Source organism: Streptomyces sp. NBC_00859 (assembly GCF_045161865.1).
Lineage (GTDB): Bacteria > Actinomycetota > Actinomycetes > Streptomycetales > Streptomycetaceae > Streptomyces.
In genome coordinates this window covers 5,743,584-5,759,699 of record NZ_CP108826.1, presented here as the reverse complement: position 1 = coordinate 5,759,699, position 16,116 = coordinate 5,743,584, and the positions used below count along the sequence as shown (strand labels likewise).

The 16,116-nt window shown below is 70.4% G+C and carries 13 protein-coding genes and 1 tRNA gene; 8 read left to right on the top strand and 6 right to left on the bottom strand.

All coding sequences use genetic code 11. The features are described from left to right. The first annotated feature begins 203 nt into the window (after nt 1-203). Nucleotides 204-1,913, top strand: a complete 1,710-nt coding sequence (locus OG584_RS25225; RefSeq protein WP_405781134.1) for an alkaline phosphatase D family protein — start codon at nt 204-206, stop codon at nt 1,911-1,913. A 157-nt stretch (nt 1,914-2,070) separates the two neighbouring features. After that, entirely contained in the window at nt 2,071-2,538 is a 468-nt protein-coding gene (locus OG584_RS25220; RefSeq protein ID WP_405781133.1) for a DoxX family protein, read from the top strand. A gap of 29 nt (nt 2,539-2,567) precedes the next feature. On the opposite strand, the gene OG584_RS25215 is transcribed toward OG584_RS25220, so the two are convergent. Next, nucleotides 2,568-3,251, bottom strand: a complete 684-nt coding sequence (locus OG584_RS25215; protein ID WP_405781132.1) for a superoxide dismutase family protein — start codon at nt 3,249-3,251, stop codon at nt 2,568-2,570. A 140-nt stretch (nt 3,252-3,391) separates the two neighbouring features. Here OG584_RS25215 and OG584_RS25210 point away from each other — a divergent pair, with 140 nt between their 5' ends. Beyond that, nucleotides 3,392-4,021, top strand: a complete 630-nt coding sequence (locus OG584_RS25210; protein WP_405781131.1) for a DedA family protein — start codon at nt 3,392-3,394, stop codon at nt 4,019-4,021. A 109-nt stretch (nt 4,022-4,130) separates the two neighbouring features. On the opposite strand, the gene OG584_RS25205 is transcribed toward OG584_RS25210, so the two are convergent. The 3 genes from OG584_RS25205 to OG584_RS25195 all read right to left on the bottom strand — a co-directional run bounded on the left by OG584_RS25205 (nt 4,131) and on the right by OG584_RS25195 (nt 8,118). Further along, nucleotides 4,131-4,394: a DUF2277 domain-containing protein gene (locus OG584_RS25205; protein ID WP_405781130.1), complete on the bottom strand. Its 264-nt coding sequence runs from the start codon at nt 4,392-4,394 to the stop codon at nt 4,131-4,133. Between the two features lie 10 nt (nt 4,395-4,404). Then, nucleotides 4,405-5,895 carry a DUF1254 domain-containing protein gene (locus OG584_RS25200; RefSeq protein ID WP_405781129.1) on the bottom strand — a complete coding sequence of 497 codons (1,491 nt, stop codon included), beginning with the start codon at nt 5,893-5,895 and terminating at the stop codon, nt 4,405-4,407. Between the two features lie 315 nt (nt 5,896-6,210). Beyond that, a complete protein-coding gene (locus tag OG584_RS25195; protein WP_405784273.1) occupies nt 6,211-8,118 on the bottom strand; it encodes an NAD-binding protein in 1,908 nt (635 codons plus the stop codon). A gap of 454 nt (nt 8,119-8,572) precedes the next feature. Here OG584_RS25195 and OG584_RS25190 point away from each other — a divergent pair, with 454 nt between their 5' ends. Next, nucleotides 8,573-9,658: a HoxN/HupN/NixA family nickel/cobalt transporter gene (locus OG584_RS25190; RefSeq protein ID WP_405784271.1), complete on the top strand. Its 1,086-nt coding sequence runs from the start codon at nt 8,573-8,575 to the stop codon at nt 9,656-9,658. Between the two features lie 109 nt (nt 9,659-9,767). Beyond that, entirely contained in the window at nt 9,768-10,400 is a 633-nt protein-coding gene (locus OG584_RS25185; protein ID WP_405781128.1) for a response regulator, read from the top strand. Between the two features lie 86 nt (nt 10,401-10,486). Here the strand turns inward: OG584_RS25185 and OG584_RS25180 are convergent, their stop codons facing one another. After that, nucleotides 10,487-12,454: a hypothetical protein gene (locus OG584_RS25180; protein WP_405781127.1), complete on the bottom strand. Its 1,968-nt coding sequence runs from the start codon at nt 12,452-12,454 to the stop codon at nt 10,487-10,489. A 515-nt stretch (nt 12,455-12,969) separates the two neighbouring features. Between OG584_RS25180 and OG584_RS25175 the strand changes: the two genes are divergently transcribed. Continuing rightward, nucleotides 12,970-13,287: a hypothetical protein gene (locus tag OG584_RS25175; protein WP_405781125.1), complete on the top strand. Its 318-nt coding sequence runs from the start codon at nt 12,970-12,972 to the stop codon at nt 13,285-13,287. 20 nt (nt 13,288-13,307) lie between these two features. Here OG584_RS25175 and OG584_RS25170 read toward each other — a convergent pair. After that, nucleotides 13,308-13,382 (bottom strand) — tRNA-Val (locus OG584_RS25170). Between the two features lie 272 nt (nt 13,383-13,654). Between OG584_RS25170 and OG584_RS25165 the strand changes: the two genes are divergently transcribed. Both OG584_RS25165 and OG584_RS25160 read left to right on the top strand, forming a co-directional pair. Then, nucleotides 13,655-14,428 (top strand): DUF4097 family beta strand repeat-containing protein, encoded by a 774-nt coding sequence (locus OG584_RS25165; RefSeq protein ID WP_405781124.1) that lies wholly within the window; start codon nt 13,655-13,657, stop codon nt 14,426-14,428. A 71-nt stretch (nt 14,429-14,499) separates the two neighbouring features. After that, nucleotides 14,500-15,855 (top strand): hypothetical protein, encoded by a 1,356-nt coding sequence (locus OG584_RS25160; protein ID WP_405781122.1) that lies wholly within the window; start codon nt 14,500-14,502, stop codon nt 15,853-15,855. Nucleotides 15,856-16,116: the final 261 nt, after the last annotated feature.

Genomic DNA, 16,116 nt, shown 5'->3' with positions numbered 1-16,116 from the left:
GCCGGGCGGGCCGGGAATCCCTCCCCGCGTGCCGGGCCCGCACCGGGAGGGACTCCCGGCCCACCCCGAAACGGCCGCGGTGCGACTGTGCCGCGGCCGCCCCCGGCCCGCGGGCCGGACACCCGTCCATGCCCCTCCGCCGCCTTGTTCCGTACGGTACTGGGCGACGTCCGTACGGTACGGAACGACGGAGGAGGACATTCATGGCCGGTCTGCGCCTGGGGCCACTGCTGAGGTACGTCGACTGGGACCGGGGGGAGTCGGCCACCGTCTGGGTCGAGGCCGACGGGCCCCGCACGGTCGAGGTCCGGTGTCCGGACGGGGCGGGCGGCGAGTCACCCACGTTCCGGATCGCCGGACACCACTACGCGCTCGTCCCGGTGACCGGACTCTCCCCGGGAACGGAAACCCCGTACGGGATATGGCTCGACGGCGAGCAGGTGTGGCCGCCACCGGACTCGCACTTCCCCCCGAGCACCATCCGGACCCCGGACCCCGGTGCGGAGGCAGCGGGCCCGGCAGGAGCGCCGGATGTACGGGTCTCCTTCGGGTCCTGCCGCTGGGCCGCACCCGCCCAGGGCGAGCCCGATCCGGTCGGCCCCGACGCACTGGACACGCTCGCCGCCTCCCTGGCCGGTGGTGACCCGGCCGAACGGCCCGACGTACTGCTGCTCCTCGGGGACCAGGTGTACGCGGACGAGGTGTCGGCGGACACGCGCGACTGGCTCGCGGCCCGCCGCGATCTGCGCGAACCCCCGGGTGCCGAGGTCGCGGACTACGAGGAGTACACCCGGCTCTACTACGAGTCCTGGCTCGACCCCGAGGTGCGCTGGCTGCTCTCCACCGTCCCCAGCTGCATGATCTTCGACGACCACGATGTCATCGACGACTGGAACACCAGCGCCGCCTGGCAGCGGGAGATGCGCGCCACGCCCTGGTGGCAGGAGCGGATCCTCAGCGCGCTGATGTCGTACTGGGTCCACCAGCACCTCGGCAACCTGTCCCCCGCCGAACTCGCGGCGGACGAGCTGTACGCGACGGTGCGCGCGGAGCCGGACGGCACCGAGGCGCTGCGGAAGTTCGCCGCGGCGGCCGACGCCGATCACGCCTTCACCCGCTGGAGCTACCGCCGCGACTTCGGCCGCACCCGGCTGCTGATGGTCGACTCCCGCGCCGCCCGCGTCCTGGACGAACAGAACCGGGCGATGCTCGACTCCGCCGGGACGCGGTGGCTGCGCGAACAGGCGCTGGACGGCCGGGCCGCGTACGACCACCTCCTGATCGGGACATCGCTGCCCTGGCTGCTCCCGCCACTCGTCCATGACGCCGAGAACTGGGACGCGGCGCTCTGCGCGGGGGTCCGCGGTCACCGCTGGGCACGGCGGGGCGAGAAACTGCGCAGGGCGGCGGACCTGGAGCACTGGGCGGCCTTCCCCGACTCCTTCGGCGAGTTGACCCGGCTGATCGCCGAAGCGGGCACGGGCGAGGGGGCCCCCGCGACGATCTGTGTGCTGTCGGGCGACGTCCACCACGCGTACGCCGCCGAAGCGCGCTGGCCGGACGGCACCTCGCCCGCGCCGGACTCCCTGGTACTCCAGCTGACCTGCTCCCCCGTGCACAACAGCGTTCCGGCGTACATGCGTTTCGTCTTCCGGTTCGGCTGGAGCCGCGCGGGCCGGGCGCTCGGCCAGGTCCTGCGCAGGCACGGGCGGCTGGAGAAGACGCCGGTCAGCTGGGCCAAGGACGGCGGCGGACCGTGGTTCGGCAACCAGCTGATGACACTCGATCTGCAGGGCCGCTCCTCCCGGCTGCGGATGGTGCAGGCGCGGCACGACGGTGAGACCGGCCGGCTGGAGACCGTACTGGACCGGGAACTGACCGGGGCCGGGCCGGACCCGGCGACGGGCCGGTGAAGCGCTGACCGGCAGTCACGAGGACAAAGGGAGGAAATGAGGGGCACCGGCCGGGCGGGGACCGGAAAAGCTGACCGAATGTTGAACTTGCAAGTTCTAGTCAGGCATACCTAATCTAAGGCTGCTCTCGGTCCCCCACCGAAGGAGTTCCCCTGTCATGCCTTCAGCCATATCCAGCGCGTTCTCCGCGCTCGACCAACAGACCGACCGGGCACGCCCCTACGCCCTGGCACTCTTCCGCGCCGTGGTCGGCCTGCTCTTCGCCTGCCACGGCGCCGCAGCTCTCTTCGGTGTGCTCGGCGGCGCCTCGGGCGGCGGCACGGTGCCGGCGGGCAGCTGGCCCGCCGGATACGCGGCCGTCATCCAACTCGTGGGCGGCGTGCTGGTGCTGACCGGGCTGCTGACGCGCCCGGCCGCATTCATCGCGTCCGGCTCGATGGCCTTCGCGTACTTCCACGTGCACCAGCCCAACGCCCTGTGGCCGATCCAGAACGGCGGTGAAGCGTCGGCGATGTTCTGCTGGGCCTTCCTGCTGCTCGTCTTCACCGGCCCCGGTGCGCTGGCGCTGGACTCCGTGCTCGTCACACGCCGGCGCACCGGGCCCGCCCCGGCCGTCGTGGCCTGATACTCACGGCCCGGCCCCGCCCGCGTGTCTCACGTGGCGGGGCCGGCCACCGGTCCGAACGGGACCGTGAAACACGCGACGGGGTTCGCCGCACCGCGCCGGACCCCGTCGATCACCACGGACCGGGCGCCGCCGGGGCGGAAGTTCCAGCTGCGGCGTTCGGTCACCGAGGCCGCGCCCTTCGTGTCGGTGGTGAAGTCCAGCAGCATCTCGGCGTCGGGGCCCGGCGTCCGGCCGTCCGCACTGCCACTGGAGTACCGCAGGCCCGCCGCGGCGGGGGTACTGCCGCAGGGTTGGGTGTGCACCCCCATGCCGTACGCGTGGCCGGGCTTCAGCCCGGTCAGCCGTGCCGTCACCCGGGTGCCCGAGGGATCCGTGGTCTGCTCGACCTCGATCTCGGAGGCCGCGGGCACCAGCTGCATGTCGTAGGTCACCGCGGACGACGGGATGAACGCCGTGGGCGGCGCGAACCGCGCATGGACCCGCTGCCAGTACACCCCGGCGGGCGCGCTCCCCGTGGGCCCCGGCCCGCCGGGCGCAGCCCCCGCGGCGGTCGCCCCTCCACCACCCGTCAGCATCGCCAGCGCCGCCGCTCCGGCCAGTACGCCTGCCACCACCATCGTCCGCTCCTCGTGCTCGTTCCCTGCTGCTCCGCAGCTGTACGGCCCCAGCCTGTGTCCCTCACGGCCGAACCCCCGCACGGGAGCAGCCATACGGGTGAACACGGCCCTTTCGAACGTCACCGGCCCCGGCGGATCCGCGGGGAACCCGCCCGCGTACGCTGTATGGCTGTACTGCCGCACCTGCCGCTCCCCTGCGACGCCGCGGCGCTGTTCAGAAACGGGGAGTCCGGGTGTTCGAGAGTGTGCGGTCGCTGACCGACAGTCCATGGATCTATGCCGTGGTCGCGCTCTCCGTCGTCCTCGACGTCTTCGTACCACTGCTTCCCAGCGGGGTTCTGGTGATCACGGCGGCCACCGGCGCCGCCGCCGGCTCGACCACTGTGGCCGGTGAAGTCCCGCACAACGTCCCGGATCTGCTGGTCCTCACCGCCTGCGCCGCTGCCGCGTCGGTCGTGGGCGACCTGGTGGCGTACCGGCTCGCCTGGCGTGGCGGCGAACGGCTGGACCGGGCCATCGCGCGCTCCCGGCGTCTGACCTCGGCGCAGGAGCGTCTCGGCACGGCGCTGGCGCGGGGAGGCGGTCTGCTGGTCGTGATAGCGCGGTTCGCGCCGGCGGGACGCTCGATCGTCTCGCTGGGGGCGGGCGCCGCACACCGCAGGGCCAAGGAGTTCCTGCCCTGGTCGGCGCTGGCGGGCGTGGCCTGGGCGGGTTACAGCGTGGGGCTCGGCTACTTCGGCGGGCAGTGGCTGGGCACGAGCTGGCTGGGCACGGCGGTCTCGCTCTTCGCGCTGTTCGGCGCGGGCTCGGTTGCCGCGCTGCTGATACGGCGTCCGGCACCGGTGGCGGCCCCGGCTCCGTGACCCCGCCGGTCACTCAGCACGCCTGCACACATCTCCCGGCAGGCCACGCGTCCCGCCTGCACGCACACGTGTCATTCGCACCGTCCGTGCACCCCTCTGACCAGCGGCTTCACCCCGTCTTCTCGGCGGCCCCCCTCGCGGGTTCCTTCGCCGTCCCCGACCCGCCTCCCCGGACCTCCAGCCCGTCGAGCAGTGTCTGCGTCGCACGGGCGATCTCGTCCACCGCACTGTCGAACACCGCCCGGTTGTGCGCGGCCGGGGCCCGGAATCCGGACACCTTCCTCACGTACTGAAGCGCGGCGGCCCTGATGTCCTCATCGGTCGCTTCTCCGGGGAGGACGGGCGGACGGAGGGTCTTGATACTGCGGCACATACCTCCAGTGTCACGCAGTTCCCGGCTCCCGTTTCGGGGTGATGGGCGGAATGACGTAACTCCCGTCCAGTACCGCCTGCTCCGGCGTGTACAGGCGCAGCATCGGCCGGAAGTCGCCGTCAGGTGCGGGCAGCCAGTTGGCGGCCTCCGCCGGGTCGGCCGGCCGGTCCTTCTGGATGTGCAGTGTCAGCGACCCGTCGTCGCCGTACACCAGGCCCGGTGTCCGGTCGCCGACGGAGTAGCGGTCCGCGGGGTTGGCGACGAGGTAGTAGTCCGGTGAGTCGTACATGGTCACAGACCAGAACGACTGCACGGGCGGCGGGCTGTCGAAGCGGAGGGTGTAGCTCCTGGAACCGTTGAGCCAGTGGCCGTCCGCGTCCTCGGAGGTGTGTGCGTACACCGCTTCGTAGCCGTGGTTGCCCCACAGGCCGATCCGCGCGGCCACCGCCCGGGTCAGGTACGACGAGGTACGGTCCGCGATCCGCCACTCCGGGGAGTCGACGGTCCCGGCTCCGAACCAGTCGAGGTTGTAGTCGAAGAGGTGCGGGTTCATGTCCCAGGCACCGGGCGCCCGGCCGCCGCCCTCCCCTGTCCGGCTCGCCTTCTCGACCCGTGCCGCACCGCGCCTCAGGCCTTCGGTGAGCGCCTGTACGAGCTCCGGGGCGGCGTGGGCGTACGGCGAAGGCCCCTCCTCCAGGAGCTGCAGCGGCTGGAAGCGGTCCTGGTACGCGCAGTCGTCGGCCGCCGGCGGGAAGGCCGCCATCCAGACCCTGAGCTTCTCGAAGAAGTGCAGCGGCTCCGGCACATCGGGGTCCGTGGAGGGCAGCCAGGTGTGGTGCATGACGGCTTCGAGCACCTTGAGCGTGAGCCGCTTCTGGAGTCCGTGCACCCGCGGCAGGTCGGCGGGGCCCGCGCAGGCGAAGCGTCCGACGACGGAGACGACGGCGGTCGGCGCGTCGATCACGCCGGTCATCCCTTCGGGGGTCTCACCGGCCCAGCCCGGCGGCACGATCAGCCACTTGGTCTCGGCCGTGCCGGTGGCCCGGCGGCCAACATAGGCGAAGTTGTTGGTCCACGCGTCGACGAACTGCAGCACGAAGTACGCGCCCAGCGTGTCGGGCACGTGCAGCAGCAGGGGGCCGCCGGAGAGGTCGAGCTGGGCGATCGAGTACACCGTGTCGTTGTTCACGGACACGAACCGCGCGTCCGGCGTGGCGAGCTGCGACGAGTGCGCGAATTCGTTGAAGGAGGCGGACGGCAGCGAACCGAAACCCTCGTGGAGCGCGGCCTGGACCATCGACAGGTCGAAGACCAGCGGATAGCCGTAGACATACGCGTCGGCTGCCAGCCCGGCGAGATCCGAGGGGGCGGCCGTACTGTCATGACCTGCGCGATCGGCAGGTCCCGAGAGACCGGCGCGATCAGCCCGGTCCGGGTGTTCCGGCTGGTCCGGGTGTTCCGGCTGGTCGGCGTGACCGGGGCGGTCGGCTCGATCGGTCACTTCGGACTCCTCTCGGCCGCGCGGAGAGCGCGGGAGCGCGGAGGCGGATGCGGGGCCCCTCGGGCTCCACGCTTCCGCCGCAGTCCGGTGAGGTGTCCCGGCCGTGGTGAGCGCCGTGCCACTGCTCTCCCGGTGAGTTCCGAGCCTCCGCGAGCGGAGTCCGCGCAACCACCGGAGCGCGGCCGTTCGGGTGACGGCTGACGGGCGCCGGGACGGCAGATAGGGCCGCCTCCGCCGGACCCCGCTCCGGCCCACTGCGGGCCGCTCCTGCCCCACTGCGGGCCCCCGCCCAAGCTGGGGCCCATGACCCCAGCCCTACGGCGTGGCCGGGACTCCCGGCCGCCGCCTGCCCAGCAGATCGGCCAGACCCTGCCGGGTTCCCGCGATGACGACCCGGTCATCGGGGCCCAGGACATAGCTCTGCGGTAGGTTCCAGACCAGCTCGGCCCGGCGGTCGTCGCCGTACGGGGAGCGGGGCGCCGACAGATCGGCGCGGCGCTCGCCGGGCGCCGCGAGGTCCAGCGCGAGTATCCGCCAGGCTCCCTCGCGGAACACCTCGCCGAGGGTACGGCCCTCCAGCAGGGGGTGCCCCGCGACATCCACCGCCGCGAAGAGCAGCACTTGGCGCTCGACCGGCATGGCGCCGAGGATCTGGCGGCCCATCATCGCTGCGGCGAAGGCGGGCGCGGCCAGCGTGGAGACGCTCCGGCTCCGGGTGACGGCCTGCGGGTGGGCGGCCCGCAGCGTACGGAAGACCGCGGAGGCGAACGCGTCGTCGAAGAGCCGCATCGCCACCCGCAGATCGGGCTTCACCGTGCGGGCGTACAGGGCGGCTTCCAGATTGGTGATGTCCGCGCTGGTGAGCGCGAGAAGAGCGCGGGCCCGCTCGATCTTGGCGGCTTCCAGCACACCCTCCGTGGTCACGTCACCGATCACGATCGGCACCCGCAGCCGCCGCGCCAGGGCGATGCCGCGCGCGTCCGGGTCGGCCTCCACGCACACCACGGGGATGTCCAGCTCCCGCAGCCTCGACAGCACCCGTGAGCCGATCTTGCCGAGGCCGAGCAGGACGACATGCCCGGAGAGCCCGCGCGGCGGACGGCGCAGCGTGGCGGCGGTGCGGAACGTACCGAGCCCTTCCAGCACGGCGGCGACCAGCACCGGCAGCAGCAGCAGACCGGTCAGCCCGGACAGCATCTGGATGACCTGGCGGCTGGTGGGCTGCCCGACCGCGGGATCACCGATCGCGAAGATGTCGAGGATGGTCAGATACGCGGCATGCCTGGCGGACTCCCCCGTAGTCAGCGATGAGGCGACGGTCAGGCCCAGCACCGAGGCGAGGATCCCGAGGAGGGACCAGCGCAGCCGCCGCGAGAACAGCTGCGCGAGGGGGGCGCCGCGCCCGGCCAGCCGGCTCGGGGAGAGATCGGGGCCGCCGTAGGTGACCGCCTCCAGTACGACCGTGCCGCGCCCGGTCGCCGCCCGGACAGTGGCCTCGTCGGGCAGAAGCCGGGGCCCCGTGTCGCCGCTGTCCGAACCGTCGGCTCCGGCCGGGTCACCCGTGGTGCACGAGAGCAGCGCCAGGGTGCACAGGCCGGGGTCGGCTGCCCGGCCGGAACCACGGGCGGGCGGCCGCTCCACGGCGCGCAGCAGCAGCCCGTCGGCCTGTACGACCTTGCTCGTACCCGCGACGGCGGTCGCGGCGAGCGAGGGCGCCGCGGTGTCCGCGTCCGACAGCACCGTTGTGGATGCGTCGACCTCGTCCCGGTCCAGGTCGGGCGCGCTGACGGCTGCCGCCTGGTCGAGCAGCTCCTCCAGATGCTGGCCGAGCTTGCGGTTGTAGAGGCGGATCACCAGCCGGAGCCGGGGGTTGAGACGCCGGGCGGCGAGTGCGGCCCGGATGTTCACCTCGTCGTCCTGGTGGACGAGCGCCAGTGCGGACGCCTGGTCCACCCCGGCGCGCATCAGCACATCATCGTCAAGACCCGGCGTTTCGAGCAGCCGGTCGGCCACCGGGTCACGGTCGCCGGACGCCGGCCCCGCGACGACGCGTGACATCCGCCCGAACAGGGCGGAGGCCCGCCCGGCCGGGGTGAGCTGGGTATGTTCCGGGGTGCCCGCGGTACCGGCGGGCGGTACGACGAGGGTCACCGTCTCCCGGTACACACCCCGCAGTTCGACGGCGAGCCGGTGGGCCAGGCCGTCGTCGCCACAGACGATCATGTGGCCCTCGGGTGCGTCCTGTTGGCTCTGATGCGGGAGTGAGTACACGTCAACAGAGACTGCCCCATGGGGGTGTTCGGTTTCACACACGGGTCGCGTACAGGCCCCGGAAGGGCGGCGCGCTGCTTCACACCAGGGTCGCGCACAGGTCCCCCGCAGGTCCTGGAAGGACCGGGGTGCCGCACCAGCCGCCGGGCGACGGCGCTCCCGAGACCGCGCTGGAGTCCCGGCGCAAGGAACCGGGGCAGCATCCCCGGCGGGCCCGCGCCAGGACGACGCCGCCGTGCCGCTGCTCCGGCACCCCTCTGACCTGCCTTTACTGCCCCTTGATTGCAATTGCGACAGCCATGCAATTAGCTGTCTACGGTTCATCGACCGGAAGGCAGTACCCGTGACCACCACATCCACCTCACCACCCGCGGCCCCCTCCCGGGTCCGGCGTCTGCGGATGTCGATGACGCGCCAGGAGTGGATCCGGCTGGGCGGTATGGGTGCCTTCATCCTGGCGCTGCACGTCGTGGGGTGGCTCACGCTGGTGACGATCGTGGCCCCCGAGCACTACAGCCTCGGCACGAAGTCGTTCGGCATCGGGATCGGCGTGACCGCGTACACCCTGGGCATGCGGCACGCCTTCGACGCGGATCACATCGCCGCGATCGACAACACCACCCGCAAGCTGATGAACGAGAAGCAGCGGCCCCTGTCCGTGGGCTTCTGGTTCTCGCTCGGGCACTCCAGCATCGTGTTCGCCCTGGCGTTCCTGCTGTCCATGGGCGTCAAGGCGATCGCGGGACCGGTACGCGACGACAGCTCCCAGCTGCACAACGTGACGGGCCTCATCGGTACGACCGTCTCGGGGTTCTTCCTCTACCTGATCGCCGGCATCAACGTCCTGATCCTCGTGGGTATCTGGAAGGTCTTCCGGAAGATGCGCTCGGGCGACTTCGACGAGGCCGCGCTGGAGGAGCACCTGAACAACCGGGGCCTGATGAACAGGCTCCTGGGGCGTCTGATGAAGTCGATCACCAGGCCCTGGCAGATGTACCCGCTCGGGCTGCTCTTCGGGCTCGGCTTCGACACCGCCACGGAGATCGCCCTGCTCGTCCTTGCGGGCTCCGGTGCCGCGTCCGGGCTGCCCTGGTACGCGATCCTCTGCCTGCCGGTGCTGTTCGCCGCCGGGATGTGCCTGCTGGACACCATCGACGGATCGTTCATGAACTTCGCGTACGGCTGGGCGTTCTCGAAGCCTGTCCGGAAGGTCTACTACAACCTCACGATCACCGGCCTCTCGGTCGCGGTCGCCTTCATCATCGGCACCGTCGAACTGCTAGGCCTGCTCACCGAGAAGCTCGGCCTGCACGGCTTCTTCTGGGACTGGGTCGGCGGACTGGATCTGAACATCGTCGGCTTCGTCATCGTCGGGCTGTTCTTCGTGACGTGGCTGGTGGCCATGGCGATCTGGAAGTTCGGCCGCATCGAGGAGAAGTGGACGGCCGGGCTCAGCCCCCATGGGCCGGGACGGGACACCGGTACGGTCTGACCATCTTCCGGGCGAACTCGATGAGTTCGGCGTCTTCGGGGGTCAGCTCCCGCCTCGGAAAATTCACGCGCCGCATCGCTCGGGCCCCGATTCCGGTGAGAATGTACAGATGTCTGAGTCGATCTGGATCCAACTCATCGGCACTCTGCCAAGTGTTCTGTGGGCAGCCTTCGCGACCATCGTGTTCCTCGCATTACGTGGCCCCCTCGTCCGGTCCGTGATTCCTCGATTAACGGTGTTCCGAGCGCTGGGCTTCGAGTTCGAGATGGCGGGTGCGCTGCTCGCGCAGGCTGCCGACGAAGCACACGTGGACGTCACACCTCAGGACAGAAGTGGCGCCCTGGGCAGAATGGAGCACGCTGCGGACGTGCTGCGGGGCGGAAGGATCCTCTGGGTGGACGACCATCCGGAGAACAACACCACGCTGACCCGGCTCTTCCGGTCCGTCGGCATGGCCGTCGACACCGCGCGGTCGACCGCCGAAGCCCTTGCCGCTCTGCGGCGTCAGTCGTACGACGTCATCCTCAGCGACATGGGCCGGGCGGACGACCCGCAGGCAGGCATCACCATGCTGAGGGAACTCGAACGCCGGAACATTGATCTGCCCGTAGTGATCCATGCTGCGCACGTAGACCAGGAGCGGGGCGTGGACCGACGGGCGTTCGCGGCCACGGCCTCCCCCGTGGAGGTCGTGCACTACGTTATCGACCTCATGGAGCGGGCCCGGCTGGGGTCCCCGTAATGATGCCGGCCCCTGTTGCCCGCCGACCGACACGGCGCGCGGGCCAAAGGAGAAGGCGCGCGCACCGTCCGCCGGGTTGCGATCTGTTACGAGAAGTGCGACAGAGGAACCTTGAACACCGTCCGGTGGCCCTGGAGTTCAGTCAGACTCCACATTGAGCCACCACCCCAATAGGTCAGGTTCTCGGCGTCCTTGGCCCATGGCGTGCGCTTCTTCTTGTGACTGGGATTCCCGTCCCAGCTGTAGAGGGTGCCGTAGTCGTCGCCGTTGGAGGTGGAAAAGTAGTAGCGGCCCCCGTGGTACAGCACACCCTGCATGCCCGCGATCCCGGTGTGCAGCACCTTCGTGGGGGACGCCCGGTGATCGCTCCCCTCGGCCGGCAGGTGCGTGCCGCTGTCCATCCGGTACCGGGCCAGGCTGGTGTTCGCGGTGCCGCTGACGGCGTACTCGCCTACGGTCAGTGTGGGTGCGCCTGCCCCCTCCCGGTCCAGCGACATGGAGTTCAGCCGCATGGAACCGGGGAATTTCGGGGGCTTGTACGTCCCGCTCTGCGGCAGCACATAACCGTAATTGCCACCGTCACAGCCCTTGCCCGCCTGGGCCCTGGCCAGGTTGCCGAGGTCGAAGACACTGATGCCGTGGGCCCCGTCGTCGCCCACGAGGAGCTTGTTGCCGTACCAGACCAAGCTGCCTGCGTGGAGGTGGACAGGCGTGCACCCGGTGCCGCTCTCGTTCGGCTCGACCAGGAGCACATGCTGGAGGACCCGGACACCGTCCATGCTCACGAAGGTCACCTTGGACCGATAGTTGGCATCCTTCTTGGCCGAGCCCTTGTCTCCGTGCCAGCTGACCGCCAGGTACCGATGCCCCTCATAGGTTCCACCGGGAGCCGCGTCCACGCTTGACGAGATCCCTTGCGGGGCCCACTTGATGGACTTGACCCCTTCGTGGTCCGACCACGATTCGGTGTACTCATCGGACGCAGGCCAGCAGAAGCCGTCGGACACGCCACTGCGGGGTGTCACCATCTCGCCGGACCACAAGTGTTCGTAGGCGCAGGAAGGTCGTCGCAGGGGCTGGACCGCTCGCGGGAACTCGCCAGGAGCTCGGCGGAACATACCCGCGACCGAAACGTGCCCGAGGCGCTTTGCCAGCACAGCAGCAGGCCCCTCTTCGCTGTGATCACCCACCAGCTGCGGGCCCTTGTGCGTGGGCGGCGGCGGTGGCGTAGTCGTGCACGGGTCGACCACCGGCTTCCAGTCGGCCGGACCGCCGGTGGCCAGCTGGTAGTCGTTGACGTAACCCTCTATTGACGGGTCGTCGGGGTCGAAGACCTGGAACCAGTACGTGTCACCGTGATGGCCGCTGTCCTGTGGGCCCGTCGTCCAGCACGACAGAGCGAGCGAGTCGCCGTTGTGGTAAGCGGTTCCACCGACGACGCCGTGGCCGTAGTCCGGCTGCTTGTCCAGGGGCAGATAGGAGTCCTCGGCGACGGCGGTGACATTCGCGCACCACGAGCGGTATTCCCCGCCCTGCCTACGGCACTTGTATGGCTTTCCCGTGGCTGGTGGCGGGCTGGTGCACTGTGTGACGTGCGACTTCCAGTCAGCGGGCTGCCCGGTGGTCAGGCTGTAGTCGTTGACGTAGCCAAGGATCGAGGTGTCGTTGACGTCGAAGACCTCGAACCAGTAGGTGTCCCCATGCCCGCCTGCGTCCCCCGGCCCGGTCGTCCAGCACGACAGGGCCAGCGAGTCGCCGTTGTGGTAGGCGGTCGCGGGGACCGTGTTGCCGTAGCCCGGACCGAGTTGGAGCGGCAGCGATGTCCCACTGCCGAGCCCGGTGACATCGGCGCACTGCGAGCGGTACTCGCCGCCCTGGTAGCGGCACTGGTACGGCGTGGCATCCGCGCTGCCTGCCAGGACGACCAGCGAGGACGCGGCGGCAAGCACCAGGACCACGAACCTCGCCAGCAGCCCCCGGATACGCGTCGAGCGCTTCCCGCTCGACGACAATGAGAGGCGTGCGTCAAAATGCGTACGCCGTGAGGTCTTCATTCGTCCGTCTCCCTTCGGGTTCCTGAACCGGACCCAACCCTCGCGGGCAGGGCCGAACGTCCCTTCGCTGCGGGACCTTCAGGTGTTCCGTCGTCAGGTGCGCGCACACCGCCGGAGGCGTACGCGCACTCCCTGGGGGAAATCAGGACGGCGTCCAGCGATTGAGAACCGCGCGCCTGCCGTCATAGCGCACCGGACCGAACTACTTTTTCTGAATCCCCCGTTGCTGGACCGCAGTTGTCGCGGCCGAACGGCTGGGAAGCTAGCAGCTCCGCCTCGCCCCACGGCATACCAAAACTGGCCACGTAGCCAGTGCGGCGTTGCGGGGTTGCGGGGTTGCGGGGTTGTGGGGGAACGTACGGCCGCCTGGGGTCCCGTTCCCGATCGGAGCCGCCGGCTCACACCGACGGACCGCGAGCGGCATGACACCGCAGCTACGCCGGGCCCGTGCCTCAGGCATCCGATCGGAGGGCGTCCGCGCCGCTTACAGCCTTCGGGTAGCAGTGGTAGTGGTAGTGGTGTCGGTCGGCCTCCTGGCGCCACCCCTGTTCTTCATCGCAGCCAAGAAGCGCGTCGTCAGCACGGTTGTACCTGTGGTCTACGCAGTGCTCGTCCACGGCTCCAGTGCCCTTGGGCCGACTCTCGGCAACCCGAAGAAGTGGATGGGTGGCGTTCTCGCCATCACAATGATTGTCGCCGCCGTGCACGCCGCGATCCTCGACGCCGGCTGGAAGCTGGACGATGACTGGCGAGAACGAGCCTGCCGAGCAGAAAGCAGCGTGCCTGGAGACCGTCAGCATGACGCCCGGGACACCAGAGGCCCCCAACCATGATCGGTTGGGGGCCTCTGCACTGGTGGGCGCGGGCAGTTTCGAACTGCCGACATCTGCTTTGTAAGAGCAGCGCTCTACCCCTGAGCTACGCACCCGTGGATGAAGCAACAGGGTACATGGCCCCAGGCCTCCGCTCGCAATCTGTCGCACGGCCCCGGGAGCAGCCGGGGAGGGCGGAGGTGTGAAGCCGGCAGAGGGGCGAAGGGCGGAGGCGGCGAGGGGCTGGAAGAGGGCCGGGGAAGACCGGCAGACAGCCGGCGGGCCGGGGGTTAACCCCACCCCGGGTCCGGTGGGTCACTGGATCGTGCGTGCCGGGAACGGTCCGTAGCGTGGTGCTCGTTCGGTTGGTTCGGTTCGATCTGGGGGAATGATCATCGTGGCGCTCCGCACCCGTACGCTCGTCATGGCCGGAGGGGCCGCTCTGGTGTCCCTCGCGCTCACCGGCTGCGGCGCCGACCCTTCGGACGCGCCCGCCGACCACAAGTCGTTCGCGCTGAGCGGGAAGACGCTGACCATCGACGCGGGGAACTCCGCCATCGAGCTGGTGCCGGCCGATGTGAAGTCCGTGCAGGTCACCCGGCGCGTCGACGGATGGGTCTTTCTGGGCAACGGGCCGCATGCCACCTGGTCCATGCGGGACGACACGCTCAGTCTGAAACTGAAGTGCACCGCCATCATCAGTGACTGCGAGGCCCGGCACCAGATCAAGGTGCCGCGCGGGGTCTCCGTGGTGCTGACGGACGACAACGGGTCCGTGTCCGCCTCCGGCTTCCACAGCGCGCTGAAGCTCCGCTCCTCCAACGGCAAGGTCACCGTCCACGACTCCAGTGGGGCACTGGACCTGAGCAGCAACAACGGGTCCGTCAACGCGTACGGGGTCTCGTCCCGGCAGGTCAGGGCGGACTCCGACAACGGTTCGGTACGGCTGTCGCTCGCTGCGGTTCCCGACCAGGTGGAGAGCGTCAGCGACAACGGCTCGATCGATGTGACACTGCCGAAGAAGCCGGGGCTCGCGTACAAGGTGGAGACCCGGAGCGGTAATGGGAGCACCAAGGTCAGCGTGCCCACCGACGATGCCAGCGGTCACCGGGTGAGTGCGCGCAGTGACAACGGAAAGGTCACCGTTCGAAGCGCGAACTGACCGGCCCGTGTGTTCGTCCTTACCTGGTGGGAGAATGGCCGGGGCAGGGTGGACCAGCACGGGAGAGGGATGTGACGGCAAGAGACGGGCAGCCGTATGCGCGATCGAGTGCCGTTCGGGATGTCCTGACGCTCATGGTCCTTCCGGTGCCTTTGCTGGCCGGTCTGGCCGGGGCCTTCGCGGGCGGGGGCACCCGGCGCTGGTTCGGGGGGCGGGGCGAGAGCCAGCGGGCCGACGCGCAGGCCGCCAAGGACGCTGCGGCGGCGGCCTTCTACGATCTGGACACCGCTCAGCGCGATCTGCGGATCTCGATCGAGACGATCTCCGCGGTGGACAACGCGCCCGAAGCGCGCAAGGCCGTGTCCGATTTCGAGTCTCTGGGCCGGCGGATCGACGAGGTCAGCACGGAGTACATCACCGCGGTCGACGCCCATGACCTGGACCGGGACGACCTGGAAGGTTCCGCTCTGTCCCAGGCGCGTACGGAACTGACCCGGGCCAAGGACAACCTCGTACGTGTGAAGGGCGAGCTCGACCGGTTCGGGCAGGGGCTGGGCCCACTGCTCGGCAAGGCGGAGACGCAGCTCGCCCGGCTCGCGCCCGCGGTGGAGCGGGCGCGGCAGGCGCTGCTCTCCGCGAGCAACGCACTCGACGCGGTGCGGGACTCCGGCCTGAAGGCCGATGACCTGGCCACCCGCCTCGCGCAGCTGGGGCCCGAGCTGACCAAGCTCAACCAGGGGGCGGGCCGGCACGGCGTGACAGCCACCCTGCAACGCGCCGACCAGGTACTGCGTGACGCTGAGGCCGTACGGGCCGAGGCCGTCCGGTTGCCGGAGCGGGCCTCCGAGATCGATCGGCGCCTGGTGTCGCTGCGCACCCGCGCCCAGGCGCTCACCACCCGGGCCGGGACGGTCGCCCCGGTCCTGAGCGAGCTGCGGCGGCGGTTCACCGCGCCGTGCTGGCAGGACCTGCAGCACGTACCCGAACAGGCCGCCGCATCCGTGCAGCAGGCCGAGGAGAAACTCAGGGAAGCTACCGCGGCGCGCGAACAGCAGCGCTGGCCGGACGCGACGTCCCTGCTCACGACGGTCAGAGCGCTGCTCAACAGTACCGACGAGGCGGTCTCGGCCGCCGGCGCGCGGCTCGACAGGCTGAACTCCGTGGCGAAGGATCCGCAGCAGGAGATCGAGCGGACCAGGTTCGCGATCCGGGACGCCCAGCGGCTGGCGATGGCGGGCCGCAACACCCCGGATCCCCGGCACGCCCGCCCGCTGGACCTCGCGGTGGAGCGGCTGGACCGGGCGGTGGCGGGCCTGGAGGGACGGCACCCCGATTACTGGCACTTCCTCACGGAGACCGAGGACGTACGGAAGACCGCCACGCATGTGGTCGAGCAGATCCGCGAGGAGCGCGGCGCCGGGCACTGAGCGGGCGACCCCGGGACGGTCCGGACAGGGAGCGGCGCGTTCCCACCCCGGCCGGGTGGGGCACGGGCAGGTGGGCGGACACGGACGGGCGGGTGGGCACGGACGGGGAGGGCCAGCCGTGATGTCTGCCGCCCGCCACGCCGCTGCCCGCCACGCCGCTGGCCGCCGCACCATCACCTCGCCGCACCACCGGCCGCAGCCGCATACGCCACACCCCACACCGCCTGCCGCCTGCCGCCTGCCGCCTGCCGCAATAATTGA